Source organism: Streptomyces sp. MNU76, assembly GCF_020982545.1.
Taxonomy (GTDB): Bacteria; Actinomycetota; Actinomycetes; order Streptomycetales; family Streptomycetaceae; genus Streptomyces.
Genome location: NZ_JAJKLK010000021.1, coordinates 40,512 through 56,824 on the forward strand (window position 1 = coordinate 40,512; position 16,313 = coordinate 56,824).

At 71.2% G+C, this 16,313-nt stretch carries 16 protein-coding genes and 1 pseudogene; 8 read left to right on the forward strand and 9 right to left on the reverse strand.

Annotated elements, in window-relative coordinates; translation table 11 throughout:
* Nucleotides 1–82 precede the first annotated feature (82 nt).
* Together E4N62_RS33205 and E4N62_RS33210 are read left to right on the forward strand one after the other, a co-directional pair.
* Complete coding sequence (locus E4N62_RS33205) at nt 83–691, forward strand: hypothetical protein (protein WP_230220415.1); 609 nt, start codon at nt 83–85, stop codon at nt 689–691.
* Nucleotides 688–909 carry a DUF5708 family protein gene (locus E4N62_RS33210; protein ID WP_230220417.1) on the forward strand — a complete coding sequence of 74 codons (222 nt, stop codon included), beginning with the start codon at nt 688–690 and terminating at the stop codon, nt 907–909. The genes E4N62_RS33205 and E4N62_RS33210 overlap by 4 nt, the downstream gene beginning before the upstream one ends.
* 87 nt (nt 910–996) lie before the next feature.
* Here the strand turns inward: E4N62_RS33210 and E4N62_RS33215 are convergent, their stop codons facing one another.
* Nucleotides 997–1,569 (reverse strand): cob(I)yrinic acid a,c-diamide adenosyltransferase, encoded by a 573-nt coding sequence (locus tag E4N62_RS33215; RefSeq protein WP_184899471.1) that lies wholly within the window; start codon nt 1,567–1,569, stop codon nt 997–999.
* Nucleotides 1,570–2,031: 462 nt separating this feature from the next.
* Here E4N62_RS33215 and E4N62_RS33220 point away from each other — a divergent pair, with 462 nt between their 5' ends.
* The 3 genes from E4N62_RS33220 to E4N62_RS33230 all read left to right on the forward strand — a co-directional run bounded on the left by E4N62_RS33220 (nt 2,032) and on the right by E4N62_RS33230 (nt 6,385).
* Nucleotides 2,032–2,880 (forward strand): 3-hydroxyacyl-CoA dehydrogenase family protein, encoded by an 849-nt coding sequence (locus E4N62_RS33220; protein ID WP_230220419.1) that lies wholly within the window; start codon nt 2,032–2,034, stop codon nt 2,878–2,880.
* Nucleotides 2,881–3,079: 199 nt separating this feature from the next.
* Complete coding sequence (locus E4N62_RS33225; RefSeq protein ID WP_033526497.1) at nt 3,080–3,403, forward strand: STAS domain-containing protein; 324 nt, start codon at nt 3,080–3,082, stop codon at nt 3,401–3,403.
* Between the two features lie 327 nt (nt 3,404–3,730).
* The gene (locus E4N62_RS33230) at nt 3,731–6,385 is read left to right on the forward strand and encodes an ATP-binding protein (protein WP_230220421.1); all 2,655 of its coding nucleotides are present in this window, start codon (nt 3,731–3,733) and stop codon (nt 6,383–6,385) included.
* Between the two features lie 37 nt (nt 6,386–6,422).
* On the opposite strand, the gene E4N62_RS33235 is transcribed toward E4N62_RS33230, so the two are convergent.
* Nucleotides 6,423–6,827: a DUF3291 domain-containing protein gene (locus E4N62_RS33235; protein WP_230220936.1), complete on the reverse strand. Its 405-nt coding sequence runs from the start codon at nt 6,825–6,827 to the stop codon at nt 6,423–6,425.
* Between the two features lie 90 nt (nt 6,828–6,917).
* Here E4N62_RS33235 and E4N62_RS33240 point away from each other — a divergent pair, with 90 nt between their 5' ends.
* The gene (locus E4N62_RS33240; RefSeq protein ID WP_230220423.1) at nt 6,918–7,538 is read left to right on the forward strand and encodes a MerR family transcriptional regulator; all 621 of its coding nucleotides are present in this window, start codon (nt 6,918–6,920) and stop codon (nt 7,536–7,538) included.
* A gap of 195 nt (nt 7,539–7,733) precedes the next feature.
* Here E4N62_RS33240 and nucS read toward each other — a convergent pair whose 3' ends face one another.
* The gene (gene nucS, locus E4N62_RS33245) at nt 7,734–8,405 is read right to left on the reverse strand and encodes an endonuclease NucS (RefSeq protein WP_184899481.1); all 672 of its coding nucleotides are present in this window, start codon (nt 8,403–8,405) and stop codon (nt 7,734–7,736) included.
* Nucleotides 8,406–8,800: 395 nt separating this feature from the next.
* Between nucS and E4N62_RS33250 the strand changes: the two genes are divergently transcribed.
* On the forward strand, nt 8,801–9,193 hold the full coding sequence (locus tag E4N62_RS33250) for an SCO5389 family protein (RefSeq protein ID WP_005480204.1): 393 nt from the start codon (nt 8,801–8,803) through the stop codon (nt 9,191–9,193).
* 79 nt (nt 9,194–9,272) lie between these two features.
* Here the strand turns inward: E4N62_RS33250 and E4N62_RS33255 are convergent, their stop codons facing one another.
* Complete coding sequence (locus tag E4N62_RS33255; protein WP_230220425.1) at nt 9,273–10,301, reverse strand: LLM class flavin-dependent oxidoreductase; 1,029 nt, start codon at nt 10,299–10,301, stop codon at nt 9,273–9,275.
* A 221-nt stretch (nt 10,302–10,522) separates the two neighbouring features.
* On the opposite strand from E4N62_RS33255, the gene E4N62_RS33260 reads away from it, so the two are divergent.
* Entirely contained in the window at nt 10,523–10,873 is a 351-nt protein-coding gene (locus E4N62_RS33260; protein ID WP_230220428.1) for an ATP/GTP-binding protein, read from the forward strand.
* Nucleotides 10,874–10,903: 30 nt separating this feature from the next.
* Here the strand turns inward: E4N62_RS33260 and E4N62_RS33265 are convergent, their stop codons facing one another.
* The 5 genes and pseudogenes from E4N62_RS33265 to E4N62_RS33285 all read right to left on the reverse strand — a co-directional run bounded on the left by E4N62_RS33265 (nt 10,904) and on the right by E4N62_RS33285 (nt 16,194).
* A complete protein-coding gene (locus tag E4N62_RS33265; protein ID WP_308185987.1) occupies nt 10,904–11,770 on the reverse strand; it encodes an ABC transporter permease subunit in 867 nt (288 codons plus the stop codon).
* Nucleotides 11,767–13,033 (reverse strand): annotated as a pseudogene (locus E4N62_RS33270) (ABC transporter ATP-binding protein). Before E4N62_RS33270 ends, E4N62_RS33265 begins: the two are co-directional and overlap by 4 nt.
* Nucleotides 13,034–13,247: 214 nt before the next feature.
* Nucleotides 13,248–14,018 (reverse strand): ABC transporter permease, encoded by a 771-nt coding sequence (locus E4N62_RS33275; protein WP_230220429.1) that lies wholly within the window; start codon nt 14,016–14,018, stop codon nt 13,248–13,250.
* A 2-nt stretch (nt 14,019–14,020) separates the two neighbouring features.
* Nucleotides 14,021–14,989 (reverse strand): ATP-binding cassette domain-containing protein, encoded by a 969-nt coding sequence (locus E4N62_RS33280; RefSeq protein ID WP_230220431.1) that lies wholly within the window; start codon nt 14,987–14,989, stop codon nt 14,021–14,023.
* 266 nt (nt 14,990–15,255) lie between these two features.
* On the reverse strand, nt 15,256–16,194 hold the full coding sequence (locus E4N62_RS33285) for a cellulose-binding protein (protein WP_013000631.1): 939 nt from the start codon (nt 16,192–16,194) through the stop codon (nt 15,256–15,258).
* Between the last annotated feature and the right edge of the window lie 119 nt (nt 16,195–16,313).

The following is a 16,313-nucleotide window of genomic DNA, read 5'->3' on the forward strand; positions in this document are numbered from 1 at the left end:
TGTACCGCGACCTCGTCACCGCCGACGACGATTCCGGGGGCGACGGCCGGGAGCCTGGAAGGGTGAACGAGAGGAGCGCATCGTGATCGTCGCGTTGATCATCGCCTGCGAGGTCGGCTTCTGGGTGCTGCTGGCCCTGGCCCTAGCCGTCCGCTACCTACTGAACAAGCGCCGGACCAGTGTCGTGCTGCTGCTGTGCGAGCCCGTGCTGGAGCTGGTGCTGTTCGTCGTCACCGCGATCGACCTGAAGAACGGGGCCGAGCCGAGCTGGGAGCACGGGGTGGCGGCGCTCTACATCGGCTTCACCGTGGGCTACGGCCACTACATGATCCGGTGGCTGGACGGCCACGCGGCGCATCGCCTGGCCGGCGGGCCGAAGCCGGCGGGGCCGCCGAAGTACGGCCTGGCCAGGGCCCGCCACGAGGGCAGGCTCTGGACCCGGACGCTGGTGGCGACCGGGGTGGCGCTGGCCCTGCTCCAGCTGGCCGTCTGGTACGTCGGCGACGACGGGAACGTCGATTCGCTGAGGTCGTTCCAGTGGGTCGCCCTGCGGGCCGCCGGCATCCACGGCCTGATCGCCCTCGCCTACACGATCTGGCCGAAGAAGGAGCCGGACGTGCGGGGGGGCGGGAACCGGGACTCCGAGGAGGGCCGCGACTCCGGGTACGCGAAGGAGAGGATCGGGCGATGAGCGGCACGCCGGGCAGGACGGTCGGCCGGGCGACGAGGAACCTGGTGGAAGGGGCCGCCACCTTCGCGATCGGCCTGGTGCTGTGGCTCTTCACCGAGGGGGTTGAGGTCCCGATGGTCACCCTGACCAAGGTCGGCGTGGTGATGATGTGCGTGGGAGGCGTCCTCGTCGCCACGGGCCTCTGCCAACGGGCTCGCGGAGCGACGGGCGGCGGGTGACCGCTCCGCGAAGCCGTTGCCGTTCCGTGGGGACCGCGGCCGCTCCGCGCGCCGCTGCCGCTTCGCGCCTGCGCGGCCCGGGAGTGGCTACCGGTCGCCGCCCGGGACCCACAGCACGTCTCCGACCTCCTTGTTCGCCGTCCTCGCGAGGATGAACAGGAGGTCGGAGAGGCGGTTGAGGTAGGTCGCGGTGAGGGGGTTCATCGCGTCGGCGTGATCCTCCAGCGCGGCCCAGGTCGAACGCTCGGCGCGCCGGACCACCGTGCAGGCCTGGTGCAGTAGGGCCGCGCCGGGGGTGCCGCCGGGCAGGATGAAGGAGCGCAGCTTCTCCAGCTCCCCGTTGAAGCGGTCGCAGTCCGCCTCCAGCTTGTCGATGTAGAACTGCTCGACCCGCAGGGGCGGGAACTCGGGGTTCTCGACGACGGGCGTGGAGAGGTCGGCGCCCACGTCGAACAGATCGTTCTGCACCCGTACGAGGACCTTGACGACCTCCTCGTCCAGCCCGCCCAGCGCGATCGCCGTCCCGATCGCCGCGTTGGCCTCGTTGGCGTCCGCGTACGCCGAGATCCGCGGATCGGTCTTGGGCACCCGGCTCATGTCGCCGAGGTTGGTGGTGCCCTGGTCGCCGGTCCTGGTGTAGATGCGCGTCAGATTGACCATGTGACCAGCGTAGTTACGCCCGGGCCGTGCGGACGACCTGTGTGCCCACTGTCACGGAGGTCGTCGTGGCGGGGGAGAGAGGGCCGCCGGGACATCGTCGCCGTGCCGCGGCGGAAGCGCGCTCGGGATGTCGTCCGCCACGACTGCTCTCCCTCGCTGATCGCCGGTCAGATCGGCTCGGTTCACCGGACGGTGACGGCCGTCATGGGGAGCGAGACCCACCCCGGGTGCAATTCGGGCGAAGTGTCACGAGAGGTGCCTCTTCTCCTGGAGGGCGGAGAGGGCCTGTTGGGCCAGGAGGTGCCCAACTGCGCCGTGCGGGCCCTCGCGTGCGTGCCGCCGGTGTGATGTCCGTCTGTTGAGACGTGACTCGCGTTACTAAGCGGTCACACGGCCCCTCACGGGCGCTAGTGTCCGCCGGAGAGGCAACACATCAACAGCGCGTACCAGGGGAGTCGCACAGTGGCACGGAAGCTCGCCGTGATCGGAGCCGGACTCATGGGGTCCGGGATCGCCCAGGTGTCCGCACAGGCGGGCTGGGACGTCGTCCTGCGCGACGTCACCGACGAGGCGCTCAACCGTGGCATCGGCGGCATCGAGGCGTCCTACGACAAGTTCGTGAGCAAGGGGAAGTTGGCGGCCGGGGACGCCGAGGCGGCGCTGGGGCGGATCACCGCCACCACCGACCTCGACGCGGCGGCCGACGCGGACATCGTCGTCGAAGCCGTCTTCGAGAAGCTGGAGGTGAAGCACGAGATCTTCCGGGCGCTCGACAAGGTCGTCCGCGAGGACACCGTGCTCGCCTCGAACACCTCCGCCATCCCGATCACCAAGATCGCGGCGGCCACCGAGCGGCCCGAGCGGGTCGTCGGCGTCCACTTCTTCTCGCCGGTGCCGATGATGCAGCTCTGCGAACTGGTGCGCGGCTACAAGACGAGTGACGAGACGCTCGCCAGCGCGCGGGAGTTCGCCGAGTCGGTCGGCAAGACCTGCATCGTCGTCAACCGTGACGTCGCCGGGTTCGTGACGACCCGTCTCATCTCCGCCCTCGTGGTCGAGGCGGCGAAGCTGTACGAGTCGGGTGTCGCCACCGCCGAGGACATCGACCTCGCCTGCAAGCTGGGCTTCGGCCACGCGATGGGGCCCCTGGCCACGGCCGATCTGACGGGCGTCGACATCCTGTTGCACGCCACCAGCAACATCTACACCGAGTCGCAGGACGAGAAGTTCGCCCCTCCGGAGCTGATGCGCCGGATGGTGGACGCCGGTGACATCGGACGCAAGAGCGGGCAGGGCTTCTACACCTACTGACGCGGATCCGGCTGACGCCGGCCCACGCGTCACGGGCGGCCCCTCCCACGCATGTGAACGCATGAGCCTCTCCGGGTTCACCCCTTGAGGTGAATTCGGTATCGGTTCGCTCACAGACGGCAACCTGTCGGTGTCAAACGCCGTCAGACGTTGCATCACCCACATCACGGAGTACGAGACGCACTCACGGGGAGCGCTTATGTACATCAGGGGCGACCACGCCGAGCTGGTCGTCGGGGGCCGCCTCGACGTACGCAGCGCGGCGGACGCCCGTACGGTCCTGCACTCGGCCGTCGACGACGGAGCCGGCGACCTGGTGCTCGACCTGTCAGAGCTGGACTCCTGGGACGCCACCGGACTCGGGGTGATCATGGGAGCCCACCGGCGGGCGGGACGGTGCGGACGGCGGCTCGTGCTGCGCGATGTGCCGCCGCAGATGCAGCGGCTGCTCGTGGCCACCCGGCTGCACCGCATCCTCGCGATCGAGGGCGGAATCGGTCTGGAGTCATTGCCCCGCGTGTGAACGCGCGTGCGGGTTCGTACGTATGGCTCCGTGTGTGCGGGACACCCGGTCGGCCTGACTCCTCCGGTCGTCATGGGGGTCATGAGACCTGGTGGACCAGTGTGGACCATGAGGGCGAAACGCACCACGCTCGCAATCCTCACGAGACTGTGATGTCTCGGACGGCGCGGGACCCCGGACTGTCGGAGATACTGTGCGAAGGTTTAGGGTTCGGCTGCCCGTAGCCAGCTACCCTCGAGCGGGTTCCGGACCAGAAGCGACAGCGCGGTGTGCGACACGGCCGGGAGGGGCTCCAGCACACGAGACGCTTTTGGGGGGCTAGGACCAATGGACCCGAACAACCGGGGACCCGCAGAGCACGGCCATGACGACGGACAGACGCCGAGCAAGCGTCCACCACGGGACGCGCTGACGCAGGACTTCGACCGGCACGCGCCGGCGCTCGCCCGCACCGTCCAGCTCGTCTCGGGCGACTTCCTGCTCACCGTCAACCCCGTCGACGGCAGCGAGATAGAGAACTACCCACCGGGCGAACTGCCTGGTCAGCCCGTGAAACACACACCCGCCGAGCGTGCCGCCCTCGACCGCGCCGCCCGGCCGCCGGTGCCCCCGGGCCCCTCGCTGCCCCAGCTGCCCCTGCTCCACCGCGACGAGGAGAGAGCACGGCTCGTACGGCTGCTCGCGCGCGGCCGCTCCGTGCGCCTCACCGGAGCCCCCGGCTCCGGTCGCACCACGCTCCTCGACGCGGTCGCCGAGGACTGCGCGGATCTGGCCCCCGACGGCGTCGTCCGGCTGAGCGGTTTCCGGCGCACGGTCGACGACCTGCTGTACGAACTGTTCGCAGCCGTGTACAGCACACCCCTGTTCCGGCCCGCCCGGCAGCAGATCCTCGACATCGTGAAGGACATCGGCGCGGTCGTCGTCCTGGACGACCTGGAGTTCGGCGGGATCGCGCTCGACGAACTGCTCGACGCCACCCCCGAGTGCGCCTTCCTGATCGCTGCCACCCCCGGCATCCCGCTGCCCTCCAACGACGCGCCCCTGGAGGAGATCCTCCTCGGCGGCTTCGACCGCGCCGGCAGCGAACAGCTCCTGGAGCGTGTTGTCGGACGGCCGCTCACCGAGGACGAGGCGAACTGGGCCGGTGACCTCTGGTTCGAGTCCGAGGGCCTGCCGCTGCGCTTCACCCAGGCCGGGGCGCTGCTCAGGCAGCGGGACCGGCAGCGGGCCGGCGCGGACGCCGTCGACGAGTTCGGGGTCTTCCAGGAGGCACCGCCCGTCGACCTGCCCGTCGACGCCGTCCCGGACGGACACGACCTGCCCCTGCCGTCGCTCGCCGAGGGGGCCGCGCCCGCCGCGCTGCTCGCCTCCCGGCTGAGCGCCTCGGCCCGCGAGACCCTCAGGTTCGCCGTCGCGCTCGGCGGCGAGATCCCGCACCAGGCCCACCTGCCGGCCCTGGTGGGCGACACCCACGCCGACGCCGCTCTCGGCGAGCTGGTCGGCTGCGCCCTGGTGACACCTGTCGGCGCCCGCTACCGGCTCGCCGCCGGGGTGCGGACGCAGCTGGAGGCCGCCGGGTACGCCGACGACACGGAGGCGCGCGCCCACACCGCCGCCCAGCACTACGCCTGGTGGGCCGGGCACCCCTCGGTCACCCCCGAGCGGGTCTCGGCCGAGGCGGACGCCGTCCTGGCCGCCCTCACCGCGCTCGTGCCGACGACGGTGCCGCCCGGCGAGGACGAGGAGAGCGCCGCCGTGGCGCTGGCCCGGCAGGCGGCGCCCGCGTTCGCCGCCGGGCTGCGCTGGAACGCCTGGGAGCGTTCGCTGCGGGCCGGCGCCGAGGCCGCCGGTCTCGCCGGTGAGACCGGCGAGCAGGCCTACTTCCACCACGAGCTGGGCGTCCTCGCGCTCTGCTCCGGGCAGCTGGAGCGGGCCCGGGCGGAGCTGGAGGCCTCCATCGGGCTGCGCAACGTCCTCGCCGACAAGCGCGGCACCGTCGCCGGACGCCGGGCCCTCGCCCTGGTCGCCGACCGCTCCGGGGCGACACCGCCCGGCGGGCGCACGGCGGCGGGGGAGGAGGTGCCGGACGCCCGTCACGAGGAGTCGGCCTCACCGCCCGGGGGCGTGCCGTCCGCGTACCCGCCGCCCGGCTCGACCGGCGCGGGACTCGGTACGGGCCTCGGCGCGGTCGGCTACGGGGCCACGGCGTCGAACGGGACCGGTTTCGGTACGCCGACCGGATCGGGGGCGTGGGGATCGGGCGCGGCCGGGAACGGCGGAGCCGCCTCGGCGCCGGCGGCCAAGGACACGACGCTCGTCACCCAGCGGGGCGGCTCCACGTCGCCCGCGCACCGGCTGAGCAGCCTCAAGGGCCTTGTCGGCGGTGCCCGGCGCAACATGGTCGCGGCGGGTGCCGGTGCGCTCCTCGCGGCCGTGCTCGGCACCGTCGTGACCCTCGGCGCGACCTCCGACCGCAACGGCGACACCCCGGCCGAGCGGGTCGGCGTCAACCCGTCCGCCAGCGAGGGCGCCGACGACGGCGGTCTCGTCGCGGACCGCCCCAAGGACGGGGACGAGGACGACACCCCGGGCGCCCTGCCCGAACCGACGGACCCGGGCCCCGACGGCACCTACGGCACGTCGGACGACCCGACACCGACCGACACGGCGGGGCCGTCGGACGACCCGAGCGGGACGAAGGGACCGTCGGGCAAGCCGACGCCGTCCCCGTCGAAGACCTCGCCGAAGCCGACGCCGTCCGACGACCCCACCGGTGACCCGACGGGCGATCCCACGGGCGACCCGACGGGCGATCCGACCGGCGACCCCACCGGTGACCCGACGGGCGATCCCACGGGCGACCCGACGGGCGATCCGACCGGCGACCCGCCGCCGCCCGGCACCACCGACACCGCGACCGCTCCCACGGGGGCCGGCACCTCGGCGAGCGACCCCGGTCCTCCGGCCGACACGATGGCCTGACGGCTTCGGCCGTCTCCCACGGATCAGGCGCCGGGGATCAGGAACGGCTCCGCGCCTGCTCCTCGGCGAGGCGGCGGCGGGCGTCCGACCAGGCGATGGGCAGCTCGGCCGCGGGAGCCTGCCAGAAGGTGAAGACCGAGTCCTTCATCGTGGGCCGGAGGCCGATCATGATCGACCGGTGCGGTTCGGTCCTCGCGTACTCGTAGAGTGCGTCCTTGTCCTCCCACGCCGACAGGGTCCAGAACGTGCGCTTCAGGGGCTCGGCTATCAGGGAGGCGCCGTAGGCACCGGGGGCGCGGGAGACCTGCTTCCACGCGGACAGGGAGTGGAGGAAGAAGCGCGGTACGTCCTTGAACGAGCGGACCTCCAGCCGGGAGGCCATGACGAACGCCTCGGTGTCCGGTGCGGGGGTGCTGACCGTGGTCCAGCGCAGGGTGGGCATGGCTGTGGCCCTCTCCGGGGAGATGTTGGATACCTTCACTATCTATGTTAGACAGTGAAGGTATCCGACTTCTAGTGCGGGGGGCGACCGATGCGTATCTCCGAGCTGAGCCGCCGCAGCGGAGTCTCCGTCGCGACGATCAAGTACTACCTCCGTGAGGGGTTGCTCCCGGCCGGGCGGCAGATCTCGGCGACGCAGGCCGAGTACGACGAGAGCCATGTGCGCAGGCTTCGGCTGATCCGTGCGCTGATCGGGGTCCGGGGGCTGTCCGTCAGCACCACCCGGGAGCTCCTGGGCGCCCTGGCGGAGCACACCGGGGACACCCACCTCCAACTCGGGCTCGCCCTCGGGGCCATCAGGCTCGCGGAGGAGCCCGCCGAGGCCCCCTCCGAGACCGGGAACGTCGACGCCCTGGTCGAGGAACTGGGGTGGAACGTGCACGAGGCCGCCCCCGCCCGCGCGGTCCTCGCCGAGACCCTGTCCACGCTGCGCACCCTGGGCGCCCCGCTCGACTGGCAGGTGCTGCTGCCGTACGCCCGCCTCGCGGAGCGCACGGCGACCCTCGACCTCGACCAACTCGACGGGATCGAGGACCCGTTGGAGGCCGCCGAGCGCGCCCTGCTGCTGACCGTCCTCCTGGAGCCCGCGCTGCTGGCGCTACGGCGCATGGCCCAGGAGAACGAGTCGGCCCGCCGGTACGCCGGCGACTAGACCCCCAGCCCGCGGAGCGGTTGGGCGCCGGCTCCTGGCCGGAGGGGAGCCCGGCCCCGTGCGGGCCGATCTGGTCGTGGAACTGCTGCTCGGAGTGGAAGTACCCGCCGCACAGCTTCACCCGGGGCCGACGTGGGCCCCGACGGGGGCCTCAGGGCCCGTCGGCCGTTCCTCGGGCGGCGGCGGCGACCGCCCCTAGAACAGACGCAGTTTGTCGTCCTCGATGCCGCGCAGGGCGTCGTAGTCGAGGACCGCGCAGCCGATGCCGCGGTCGGTGGCGAGGACGCGGGCCTGGGGCTTGATCTCCTGGGCGGCGAAGATGCCGCGGACCGGCGCCAGATGCGGGTCGCGGTTCAACAGCTCCAGATAGCGCGTGAGTTGCTCCACGCCGTCGATCTCACCGCGCCGCTTGATCTCCACCGCCACGGTCGCGCCGTCGGCGTCCCGGCACAGGATGTCGACGGGGCCGATGGCCGTCATGTACTCGCGGCGGATGAGCGTGTAGCCCTCGCCGAGGGTCTCGATGCGGTCGGCGAGGAGTTCCTGGAGGTGCGCCTCGACGCCGTCCTTGATCAGCCCGGGGTCGACACCCAGCTCGTGCGAGGAGTCGTGGAGGACCTCCTCCATCGTGATGATGAGCTTCTCGCCCGCCTTGTTGATGACGGTCCAGACGCCCTGCTCGTCCCCGGAACCCTCCTTCAGGGTGCAGGGCGGCGACATCCAGTTGAGGGGCTTGTAGGCCCGGTCGTCCGCGTGGATCGAGACGCTGCCGTCCGCCTTCACCAGGATCAGGCGGGGGGCCGAGGGGAGATGGGCGGTGAGCCGGCCCGCGTAGTCGACGGAGCAGCGGGCAATGACGAGACGCATGGTCGGCAACGCTACTCGACGTCGGCGGGTGCGCGCGATTCGACCGCCGCAACAGCCCGCGCCCGAGTTCCCTCCTTTGCCGGCGCGCCACGGCGGGCACCGCTCGACAGGCCCGGCGCCCCCGCCCGGCGCCTGTCGCGCACCGTCACGTCCTCCCGTCTCTCACGTGGGCCTTCGTCGTCCCCCGGCATGTGCCGCTGTCAACTCCTGTTCGGCATTGGCTGATTGTGTGCGTCACACGCCCAGTCGGTGCGCGCAATCTCCTGGTGCGGTCACGTTCGGTTGCCTACCGTAGAAACTGGAGGTCGCGAAGCGTGCACTCTGCGTGTTCGCCGACCCGATCTCCGCCCTTGTCCGTCAACCCCTGTTGTCGTGGGGGTGCGAGAGGAGTACCCATGTCGCTCGACGTCTCACCGGCCCTACTCGAACAGGCCGAGCGAGGCGAGGTCGACGAAGCCGCCTTCGTCGACTGCGTCCGGACCTCCCTGCCTTACGCGTGGGAGATGATCAGCTCCCTGGTGGCCCAGCTGAAGGTCGACGGCGGAGAGTTCGCCGACAACCAGACGCCCCCGCCGGACGAGCAGGCGCGCGGGCAGTTGCTGCGCGCGCTCGCCAGTGACGCGATTCGCGGCGCGCTGCAGCGGCACTTCGGTGTACGGCTGGCCTTCCAGAACTGCCACCGGGTGGCGGTGTTCCCACTGGACCCGTCCGTGGACGACAGGCTGGCCCGCTTCACCTCGATCCGCGGCCAACTCCTCAACCAGTCCCCGGAACTCCGGGACTGCTGAGGGCATGACGCGCCACAGCTTGCCGCTCCCATCGCGGGAGGTGCATCGGTAACCGGGGCGGCAAGCTCTCCGCAGTGGCTCAGCCGAGGTGAGGCAGCACCTCGGCACCGAGTCGCCGTACGTTCTCCTCCGTCGCCGCCAGATCGCCGGAGCCCTCGACGAGCAGGGCGAAGCGGGAGATGCCCGTCCGCTCGCTCGTCGCCGCGAGCCGGTCGGCACACAGCCGCGGGGTGCCCACCGGGTGCAGCCCGCAGAGGAGTTCGGTGTAGGCCAGCGGGTCCCGCATCGCGCGGGCGCGGCCGTCGACGGTCACATGCGCGTCGAGGCCCTGCTTCAGCCAGCCCGGCATCGCCTTGGTGAGCGCCTCCACGGCGTCGGTGCGCCGGTCCGCGATCTGGCAGACGCCGGCCGAGACATGGGCCGCGCCGGAGATCTCCTCCGGCGAACGGCCCGCCGCCCGGGCGCAACTGCGCCACAGCGCGACCATCTCCGCCTTCTCCTCGTCCCCGACGTGCATGCCGAGGAGCATCGAAAGGCCGCGCTCGGCCGCCAGTTTCACGCTTGTCGGTGAGGTGCAGGCGACGACGACCTCCGGACCCGGGGTCTCGTCCAGGTCCTCCGCGGGCCTCGGGACGACCGGGACCTCGCGGAAGCTGAATCGTTCCCCCGATGCCGACACCAAGGGCTCACGCAGCCAGCGCATGAGCAGGTCGAGTGATTCCGGGAAGCCCTGCTCGTACGCCTCGAGACCGGAGCCGAACACCTCCAGATCGACCCACGGCCCGCCGCGCCCGACGCCCAGGGAGAAGCGCCCCCCGGAGGTCACGTGCAGCAGCGCGGCCTGTTCGCCCAGGGCCACGGGGTGCGTGGTGGGCAGCACGCTGACCGCCGTGCCGACCCGGATGCGCCGGGTGCGCCCCAGCAGTAACGCGGCGAGGGTGATCGCCGACGGACAGGTGCCGTACGGCACGAAGTGGTGCTCGGCCAGCCAGACCGCGTCCAGGCCCGCCTCGTCGGCCACTTCCGCGGTCCGTACCGCCCGGTGGAGCGCCTCCCCCTGGCCCTGGCCGGGGAACTGGGCGCCCAGTACAAATGTTCCTACGTGCATCGCTCTTCCTGCTTCCTCGGCTCCGACTCGGGAGCTCCCCCACCGGCATAACCCCGTGACACGTGCCGAAGACACGGCCTGGCGACGAGATTTGCGGATTGTCTGCAGAATGCGCCGGACGGAGGGCGTTCTGAGGGGATTGGCGACGTACGCGTACCCCCACCGGGCCCGCGTAGGCTGGACACCAACCCTGCTCCCTGTATAGCCCCGTGAGGTGTCCCGTGTCCCCGCGTCGCAACCGCCCCAAGGACAATGCCTCGTCGGGGCTGTCGGGTCCGTCAGGCCGCAGTGCGGAGGAGGACCGGGCGAACCGGTACGGCGGCTGGCAGACCAGCGAGCCCTGGCGAGGCGAGGAGTGGAGCGTGCGCCATGTGGCGGGCGCGAGCGCGGCCGGCAAGACCTACCGCTGCCCCGGCTGCGACCAGATGATCCCCTCCGGGGTGCCGCACGTCGTCGCCTGGCCCGAGCACTCGGGCGTCGACGAGCGTCGGCACTGGCACAAGGCCTGCTGGAACGCGAAGGACCGCCGCACCTCGCGGGTGCAGCGGTCCCGTAACGCGCCGAGGTTCTGACACCTCGCGGACTCCCGTCGTCGTCCTCGGTCAGACGTCCCGCTTCTCCAGCAGGGCGTACGCGCCGACGAACCCGGCCGCCACCAGGACGAGCATGATCCACAGCGGGTCCCAGCCCGACGGGCCGGACTGGCTGAGCTCCGCACCGTAGAAGACGCTGAGCTGACTCGGGATCGAGTACTCCAGCAGGAACTCCTGCACGTCCCTCAGCGACTCCGAGAACATGAAGATCGCGATGACCAGCGGCGCGAGGAAGACACCGAGCATGATGGTGATCGCGCCGGCGGAGTGCCGGATCAGCGAGCCCATCAGCAGCGACAGCAGCCCGAAGAGCGCGAGGAAGAGACTCACGCCGACCGTGGCCTTGAACCACTCCTCGCCGTCGGGGCTCGCCACGCCGCTGCCCTCCAGGATCGCCACCTGGGCGAAGCCGACGAACGCGGTGGTGACCAGGGTGACGGTGAAGGTGAGCGCGAAGAACACGATCGCCTTCGCGAACAGCACCCGGCCCCGGCTCGGGCAGGCCGTCATCGTAGTCCGGATCATCCCCGTGCCGTACTCGGACGCGGTCGTCAGTACCCCGAGCGTGATGACGCAGACGCTGCCGATCATCAGCCCGAACAGACCGAGGCCCAGCGGGGACTCGCCCTCCAGGTTCATGTCCGTGGAAGCGGCGATCATGGCGAAGAGCAGACCGAGGCCGACCACCAGGACGACGAAGACGCCCAGCGTCCACAGCGTCGAGCGGACCGACTTGATCTTCGTCCACTCGGAGGAGATCGCGTGCCCGAGGTGGGTGCGCACGATCGGGATCGGCGAGGTGTACGAAGTGCCCGGCGCGCCCTGCCAGGTGGGGGCGGGCGGCTGCTGGGCCAGGTGCGGCTGGGGCGTGCTCATCGGGCGTCCTCGGACTTCGTCAGGTCGGCGGCGGGCGCGGGGCCGCGGGTGCGGGGAGGGCGGGGGCGGCGCCGGTGCGGCGGCGGGCTGCGCGGGTGCCTGGGGCGCGGACTGGGGCGCGGACTGGGCGTACGGGTTCGGCTGGGGCTGCGCGGGCGCCGGAGCGGGCGCCCCGGGCGTCGGAGCACCGTAGGGACCGGCCGGGGGCTGGCCCTGCGGCGCGTACGGCTGGCCGCCCTGCTGCGGTGCCGGAGGCGCGTACCAGCCAGGCTGGCCCTGCCCGGGCACCGGCATCGGCGGCTGCGCGCCGGGCGGCACGGGCTGCTGCAGGCCGGCCTTCTGGTCGGTCGTCGAGCGGTAGTCGACGGCGCCCTGCGTCATCCGCATGTACGCCTCCTCCAGCGAGGCCTGGTGCGGCGACAGCTCCCACAGCCGTACGTCGGAGCCGTGCGCGAGGTCGCTGATCCGGGGGAGCGGCAGACCCATGACACGCAGTGCCCCGTCCTGCTCGGGCAGCACCTGGCCCCCCGCCTCGGTCAGCGCCGCCGTCAGCTTCTCGCGCTGCTGCGGTTCGCTGTCCGGGGTGCGGACGCGCGCGAAGTCGGCGGAGTTCGCCGAGATGAAGTCCTTGATGCTCAGGTCGGACAGCAGCTGCCCGCGCCCGATCACGATCAGGTGGTCGGCGGTCAGGGCCATCTCGCTCATCAGGTGCGAGGAGACGAAGACCGTGCGGCCCTCGGCGGCGAGCGCCTTCATCAGGTTGCGCACCCAGAGGATGCCCTCGGGGTCGAGGCCGTTGACCGGCTCGTCGAAGAGCAGTACCTGGGGGTCGCCGAGCAGGGCGGCGGCGATGCCGAGCCGCTGGCCCATGCCGAGGGAGAAGCCGTTGGAGCGCTTCTTGGCCACGTCCTGGAGGCCGACGACCCCGAGCACCTCGTCCACCCGGCGGGCCGGGATGCCCGACAGCTGGGCCAGGGACAGCAGGTGGTTGCGGGCGTGCCGGCCGCCGTGCACCGCCTTGGCGTCGAGGAGCGCGCCGACCTGGCGGGCCGCGTTCGGCAGCTTGCGGTACGGGTAGCCGCCGATCGTCACCTGCCCGGAGGTGGGATTGTCCAGGCCGAGGATCATGCGCATCGTCGTCGACTTGCCCGAGCCGTTGGGGCCCAGGAAGCCGGTGACGGCCCCCGGCCGCACCTGGAAGGAAAGGTTGTACACGGCCGTCTTGGCGCCATAGCGCTTTGTCAGGCCGACTGCCTCGATCATGCTCCGCACCCATCGAACGGTTTCGTGACGTCTCGGACTCGTCTCAGGACGTCGGGGCGCACGCCCCCGTAAGGATTAGGAGCTTATCGGGACGCTGACGGTTCCGCCCAAGAGGAAGTAAAACCTCGCAGGTCACGGGCCGGTCGCTTTGGCATGTACGTAACCGCTGGTCAGGCGCCTGACCGCCTGACCGCCTGATTGCTTGATCGCTCGATCACGCGTCGCGTCGCTTCAGCGTCAGATATCCGCCGAGCAGGGCCGCGGCCACCCACAGCGCCATGACGGCGAGACCGCCCCAGGGCCCGTACGGGGTGTCGTCGTCCACCGGGGTGACCACCTGCATGATCTTGCTGCCGGCCTGGTCGGGGAGGTAGCGGCCGACCTTCTCCGTGGCACCGACGTTGCCGAGGATGTTGGAGATCAGGAAGAAGAACGGCATCAGGATGCCGAGCGACAGCATCGGGCTGCGCAGCATCGCCGCGACGCCCATCGAGAACATCGCGATCAGGGTCATGTAGAGCCCGCCGCCGAAGACCGCGCGCAGCACACCCGGATCGCCGATCTCGGCCCGGTGCGGGCCGAGCATCGCCTGTCCCAGGAAGAACGTCACGAAGCTGGTCACGAGCCCCACCGCGAACGCGAGTGCGGTGGCCACCGCGATCTTGCCGAAGAGGAAGGTGCCGCGCTGCGGCACGGCGGCGAGCGAGGTCCGGATCATGCCGGTGCTGTACTCGTTCGACACCACCAGCACGCCGAACACGATCATCGCCAGCTGGCCGAGGGACATGCCCGCGAAGCTGATGAAGGTGGGGTCGAACGAGAGCCGGTCGTCGCGGCTCAGATGGTCGAACTCGTTCTTCGACAGCAGGGAGATCAGCACGCCGAGCGCGACGGTGACGAGCCCGGCGAGCGACAGCGTCCACACCGTGGACGCCACCGAACGGATCTTGGTCCACTCCGAGCGGACGACCTGGACGGCGGCCATGGTCAGCCCTCCCGCTTCCAGTCGGCACCCCAGGCGGGGGCGGGCGCCCGGCTCGCCACCGGGGTGCCGTCGTGCGCGTGATACTCCACCGACTCGGCGGTCAGCCGCATGAACGCCTCCTCCAGTGACGCCTGTTGGGGGCTCAGCTCGTGCAGCACGATGCCGTGCCGGCCGGCCAGCTCGCCGATCTGCTCCGATTTCCCGCCGTCCACCTCCAGGGCTCCGTCGCCCGTCTGCACGACCATGACACCGACGGTGTGCAGAGCGTCGAGCAACTGTTCGCGCTGCGGGGTGCGGATCCGCACGTACGACCGTGAGTTCTGCTGGATGAACAGCGCCATGGAGGTGTCGGCGAGGAGCCGGCCCTGTCCGATCACCACGAGGTGGTCGGCGGTCAGCGCCATCTCGCTCATCAGGTGCGACGACACGAACACGGTCCGGCCCTGGGCCGCGAGGGACTTCATCAGGTTGCGGATCCAGTGGATGCCCTCGGGGTCGAGGCCGTTGACGGGCTCGTCGAACATCAGGATCCGCGGGTCGCCGAGCAGCGCGCCGGCGATGCCGAGCCGCTGTCCCATCCCCAGCGAGAACCCCTTCGCCTTCTTCCGCGCCACCGACGTCAGTCCGACCGTGTCCAGCACCTCGTGCACGCGGGCCCTGGGGATCCCGTTGCTCTGCGCGAGGCACAGCAGATGGTTGAAGGCGCTGCGGCCGCCGTGCATGGCCTTCGCGTCCAGGAGCGCGCCGATGTACGTCAGCGGGTCCCTCAGGCGGTCGTAGTGCGTGCCGTCGATCCGGACGTCCCCGGCCGTCGGGCGGTCGAGCCCCAGGATCATGCGCATCGTCGTCGATTTCCCGGCGCCGTTCGGCCCGAGAAAACCGGTCACGAGTCCGGGCCGCACGGCGAAAGTCAGATGGTTCACCGCGACCTTCTCGCCATACCGCTTGGTCAGCCCGTCGAGCTCGATCATGCGGCCACGCTAGAACGGCCGCAGACCCCCTGCCACCGGAGTACCGGTGACCACGGTCCAGCCCCCACAAGGGGCGCGGGGAACTGCGCGACCAGCCACGTACGGCCGTGAGCCGCGCGACAACAGAAGCCCCCGAGCTCGTAGGCATCGCCGTCACGGCTGGGCGGCGCCCGTCACCACCCCCGAACACCAAAGGCCCGCGCCCCCCGGAGGGGAGACGCGGGCCCGAAGGTGCCTCTTCCGGCCGTGGCCGTCAGGCGACCGTGTTACCGGGACTGCTGGGCCGGAACCCCGCGGGAGATCGGCTCGTCGTCGGTGACCGGCGTGCCCGCGGCGGCGACCGCCGCACCCGTGAGGGTCGCCAGCATCTCGCGCACGTTCGTCAGCTGGGCGTTGATCGAGTCGCGGCGGTTGGTGAGCGCCGCCAGCTCGCGCTCGGATTCCGAACGGATCCGGTCCGCCTTGGCGTTCGCGTCCGCGACGATGTCCTCGGCCTGACGCTGCGCGGTCTCCACCGTCTGGCGGGCACGGCGCTCGGCGTCGGTGCGCAGCTTCTCGGCCTCCAGCCGCAGCTGCTCCGCGCGGTGCTCGATCTCCGCGAGACGCTTCTCGGCCTTCTGCTGACGCGACGCGAGGTCGCGCTCGGACTGCTCGCGGCGCTTGGCGAGGTTCGTCTCGAAGTCGGCGGCGGCCTGCGCGGCCTTCGCACGGGTCTCCTCGAAGAGGGCGTCCGCCTCCTCGCGCTTGGACTGCGCGTCCTTCTGCGCCTCGGCACGCAGCTGCGAAGCGTCGCTCTTGGCCTTCTCGACGATCCGGACGCCCTCGTCCTCGGCCTTGGCCTTGCGCTCCGCGGAGAAGGACTCCGCGTCGTTGCGCACCTGCTGGGCCGCCGACTCGGCGAGCTCACGGTGCTGCTCGGCGGCGCGGCGGGCCTCCTCGCGCAGGTCCTTCGCCTCCTCCTCGGCGAGGCGGAGGATCTTCTCGACGCGCGCGCCGAGACCGGCGTAGGACGGCTCGGCGTCGGTCACCGCAGCCTGGGCGTTCTGCGTCTCGAGGTGGAGCTCCTCGATGCGCTTCTCCAGAGCGGTGATGCGGGCGAGAGCGGAGTCACGGTCGGAGACGAGCTTGGAGATACGTTCGTCCACCTGAGCGCGGTCGTATCCACGCCGCACAAGCTCGAAGCCGTAGGGGGAAGTGTCGCTCATGGGGTTCCTGTCGAATGAGACCGGTGAGGTGATAGGTGGAATCCTAGGGGGCGAAGCGGCGTGTCATCGAGCAGATGCACGTTTGATCTGGAGAATGACACCCCTTTTGAGTGGCCGAC